The sequence below is a fragment of the Thermoflexus sp. genome, assembly GCF_042408365.1.
Taxonomy (GTDB): Bacteria; Chloroflexota; Anaerolineae; order Thermoflexales; family Thermoflexaceae; genus Thermoflexus.
In genome coordinates, this window is record NZ_JBHOQJ010000029.1 from 1 (window position 1) to 3,808 (window position 3,808).

Here is a 3,808-nt window from a genome sequence, read left to right on the forward strand (position 1 = left end):
GCGATCCTTTGGATCGCGCGGGGTGCCCGTTGGCCTGTGGAGATCCCTCTGGCGGCGGAACGGGTCACAAGGCCCGGTCTACAAGCCATGGGTCGATGAAGCAGGAAGGGACCGGTCATCGATTTCACCCCGCGGGGTGAAATAGATGACGACGAGTCACGGAACGGTCGATGAACCTGTCTGAGGACTCCCAGGAGAGGCCGGAGGAGGCCGGGGTCGTGCTGTCGGGAAAGGAGCTCCGGGGCCTCCGCCAGTACCTTCGGCGCTTGCAGCACGAGGCCGTCCCGATGTCGGAGGACATCCTGCACGAGCGCGCGAAGCGGGAACCCCAAGGGCCTCGTTTCTCGGCGCCCCGGGCCGGGTCCGACCGGCGCAAGCGGGGAGAGATACCGGCGGGACGCGTCTGGCTGCTGCCGACGAAGTGGGACCGCGAAAAAGAAACGGAACGCCGGGCGGCGGAGAGGGCGCTGACCCGGTTGCGGAAGGCGCATGGGGTGGAGCGGATCACGTGGTACAACGCCTGCGGGGCGGACCTGTACCGGAGGGCCCGCGAGGGCGACTGGGTATATCATTGGTGGGCCGGGAGACACTCGTGGGGCCGGCTCGAAGGGCCGTACCAGGTGGTGCAGCCGGTCGACCTGGGGGCGCGTTTCGGGGACCGGCGTTACCGCCTCGCGCTCTACCGCCCGCGGGGGATGGGCCGGAAGATGAACATCCCTCTGGACGAAGGCGAGGTTCGCCTGCTCGCAAAGTTGGTGGGAGATCCCCGGAAACCCGAAGAAGTGAGAAGCGATCCTCTCAGGGGAAAGGTGCGGCTGCTGAGCGAGGCTGAGCGGAGAAAGCTGAAGCGTGTGCTGGCACGCCTTGAGGAGAAAAATCAGCGAGCGCGATGATGGCGTGGACGGGTGACGGTCAACAAGAAGCGCTTCCTTTCCCGGTTGAGGAAGAGGGTTTGCCCTCCCAGGCCGGCCGGAAGGGCAAGATCTTCCTTGCCCTTTTCGGAGGCCTGTTGGGGATCGGCCTTTGCGTGATCTTCGGCCTGGCGGTCTTCGGTGCCCCTTGGACGCCCCGATGGCTCGACACAGGGGTGCCGCTTGAGCGCCTGCCCGAAGGGGTCCCCTTCCCCGTGACCCTCTCCGATCGAAGCGGGCGGATCTACCCCCTGATCCTGGTGCGGACAGGGGAGGAAGTGAAGGCTTTCCCCATGCAACCACCCGACTTGCCATGCCTGCTGAAGATCGAGGGCGTGGAACTGGTCGCCGAGTGCACCGGGTGTCGCTTCGCCGCGGACGGCCGTCCCATCTCAGGCCCTTGTTCCTCGCCCCTGCCCGCCCACCCAGCCCGGGTGATGGGCGGCTCGATTTGGGTGAACATCAACCAGCTTCGATGAGGGCCCTGGGGCGGGCCTTGTGCCCGCCCCTATAAATCGGAACCTTTGAAAGGGGTTTTCAGGAGGGGTCAGATGCGCGAGGTCGTGATCGTCGCGGCCGTGCGAACGCCGATGGGCAAATACGGAGGAGCGTTGAAGGATGTGCGGCCTGATGATCTGGCCGCCCTGGTGATCCAGGAGGTGGTGCGGCGGGCCGGCATCGACCCAGCGATCGTGGACGAAGTCTACATGGGCTGCGCCAACCAGGCGGGCGAAGACAACCGGAACGTGGCCCGGATGGCGCTGCTGCTGGCGGGGTTCCCTGAGCACGTCGCTGGAGCGACGGTCAATCGATTGTGCGCCTCTGGGTTAACCGCGGTGAACATGGCCGCGCGGACCATCCGGTGCGGCGAGGCGGATGTGATCGTGGCCGGCGGGGTGGAGAGCATGACCCGCGCGCCATGGGTGATGCCCAAGGCGGAGGCCCCCTTCCCCCGAGGCAACTTCACGGTTTATGACACCGCCTTGGGGTGGCGGTTCCCGAACCCCCGGATGGAGGCGATGTTCCCCCTGGAATCCATGGGCGAGACGGCCGAGAACATCGCCGAGGAAAACCCGGACATCACACGGGAGGAGCAGGACCGGTTTGCCCTCCGCTCCCATCAACGGGCCGTGGAGGCGATCCGCACCGGAAAATTTAAAGAGGAGATCGTCCCCGTGGTCATCGAGCGGCCAGGGCAACCGCCGCGGATGATCGATACCGACGAGGGGCCCCGCTACCGAGTGGAGAACGGCGAGATCGTCCTGGATACGGATCTGGAGCGCCTCTCCCGCCTGCCCCCCGTGTTCCGGAAAGGCGGGACGGTGACGGCGGGGAACTCCTCCGGCCTGGCCGATGGCGCTGCAGCGTTGCTGCTGATGAGCGCGGAGAAAGCGCGGGCCCTGGGCCTGCGGCCGCTGGCCCGGTGGGTCGCCTCCGCCGCCGTGGGGGTGAACCCTCGGGTGATGGGCTACGGCCCGATCTTCGCGACGCGGAAAGTCCTGGAGCGGACCGGGCTGACCCTGGATCAGATCGACCTGGTGGAAATCAATGAAGCCTTCGCGGTCCAAACCCTGGCCTGCATCAAGCGATTGGAGCTGGATTTGGATAAGGTGAACGTCAACGGAGGGGCCATTGCCCTGGGGCACCCGTTGGGATGCAGCGGGGCGCGGATCCTGACCACCCTGCTCTATGAGATGCGCCGCCGGAAGGCGCGCTATGGGTTGGCCACCTTATGCGTCGGCGTGGGACAGGGGGAGGCGACGATCGTGGAAGGCCTTCACGAGGCGGCTTGAGCTGATAGAAAGATGGGAGGGGGCGCCAGAAGCGCCCCCTCCCGTTTTCATTCAGCTCCAGTCCCCCTTCTTGATGCGGGTCAGGAACTCGGCATTGGTGCGGGTCTTGGCCAAGGCATTGAGGAGGGATTCCATCACCTGAGCCAGATCATACCCTCCTCCATCCGGGGGCGGAGCCATCATCCGGGCGATCATCCGCCGCAGCAACCACACCTTCTCCAGCGTCTCCGGATCCAGCAACAGCTCCTCCCGGCGGGTCCCGGAGCGCTCGATGTCGATGGCGGGGAAGAGACGGCGCTCGGCCAGCTTCCGGGAAAGGTGCAGCTCCCAGTTGCCGGTCCCCTTGAACTCCTCGTAGATCACATCATCCATCCGGCTCCCTGTGTCGATCAGACATGTGGCGAGGATGGTCAGCGAGCCGCCGTTCTCGATGTTTCGGGCAGCGCCGAAGAAGCGCTTGGGCGGATACAGCGCGGCGGGGTCCAGGCCACCCGTCCAGGTGCGGCCGCTGGGTTCCACCACCAGGTTATAGGCGCGGGTGAGCCGGGTGATGGAATCGAGGAGGATCACCACATGTTTGCCCCCTTCCACCATCCGCTTGGCCCGCTCCAAGGCCAGCTCGGCCACCTTGATGTGGTTCTCGGGCGGCTCATCGAAGGTGCTGTGGACCACCTCGGCCTCCACCGAGCGGTCCATATCGGTGACCTCCTCCGGCCGCTCGCCGACGAGCACAACCATCAGGTGGACGTCGCGGTAGCGGGTGGAGATCGCGTTGGCGATGTGCTTGAGGACTGTGGTCTTGCCCGCCTTAGGTGGTGAAACGATCAGACCCCGCTGCCCCCGGCCGATGGGCGCCACCAGGTTGATCAGCCGAGTGGTCAGGTTCTTGGGATCGACCTCTAGATCGAAGAGCTCGTTGGGGAAGATAGGGGTGAGCTCCTCGAACCGGGGCCGCTCCCGGGCCTGTTCCGGATCCAGGCCGTTCACGGCCTCCACCCGGAGGAGGCTGTAATATTTCTCCGTCTCCTTGGGGGGACGGATCTGGCCGACCACGAAATCCCCCCGACGCAGGCCGAAGCGCCGGATCTGGGATTGGCTGACGTA

General features: G+C 65.8%; 4 protein-coding genes. 3 read left to right on the forward strand and 1 reads right to left on the reverse strand.

Going from position 1 to position 3,808, the window contains the following annotated elements:
* Positions 1-170: 170 nt before the first annotated feature.
* From ACFMO5_RS01330 to ACFMO5_RS01340, 3 genes are all read left to right on the forward strand, one after another.
* A complete protein-coding gene (locus ACFMO5_RS01330) occupies positions 171-893 on the forward strand; it encodes a hypothetical protein (RefSeq protein WP_376790972.1) in 723 nt (240 codons plus the stop codon).
* The gene (locus tag ACFMO5_RS01335) at positions 893-1,390 is read left to right on the forward strand and encodes a Rieske (2Fe-2S) protein (protein WP_376790973.1); all 498 of its coding nucleotides are present in this window, start codon (positions 893-895) and stop codon (positions 1,388-1,390) included. Before ACFMO5_RS01330 ends, ACFMO5_RS01335 begins: the two co-directional genes overlap by 1 nt.
* 72 nt (positions 1,391-1,462) lie before the next feature.
* The gene (locus tag ACFMO5_RS01340) at positions 1,463-2,704 is read left to right on the forward strand and encodes a thiolase family protein (protein ID WP_376790974.1); all 1,242 of its coding nucleotides are present in this window, start codon (positions 1,463-1,465) and stop codon (positions 2,702-2,704) included.
* Positions 2,705-2,755: 51 nt separating this feature from the next.
* Here ACFMO5_RS01340 and rho read toward each other — a convergent pair.
* On the reverse strand, positions 2,756-3,808 hold a 1,053-nt coding region (rho, locus tag ACFMO5_RS01345; protein WP_376790975.1), incomplete at its 5' end, for a transcription termination factor Rho.

Coding starts and splice junctions, on each gene's coding strand:
- ACFMO5_RS01330 (WP_376790972.1), top strand. CDS start 171: ATGAACCTGTCTGAGGACTCCCAGGAGAGGCCGGAGGAGGCCGGGGTC.
- ACFMO5_RS01335 (WP_376790973.1), top strand. CDS start 893: ATGGCGTGGACGGGTGACGGTCAACAAGAAGCGCTTCCTTTCCCGGTT.
- ACFMO5_RS01340 (WP_376790974.1), top strand. CDS start 1,463: ATGCGCGAGGTCGTGATCGTCGCGGCCGTGCGAACGCCGATGGGCAAA.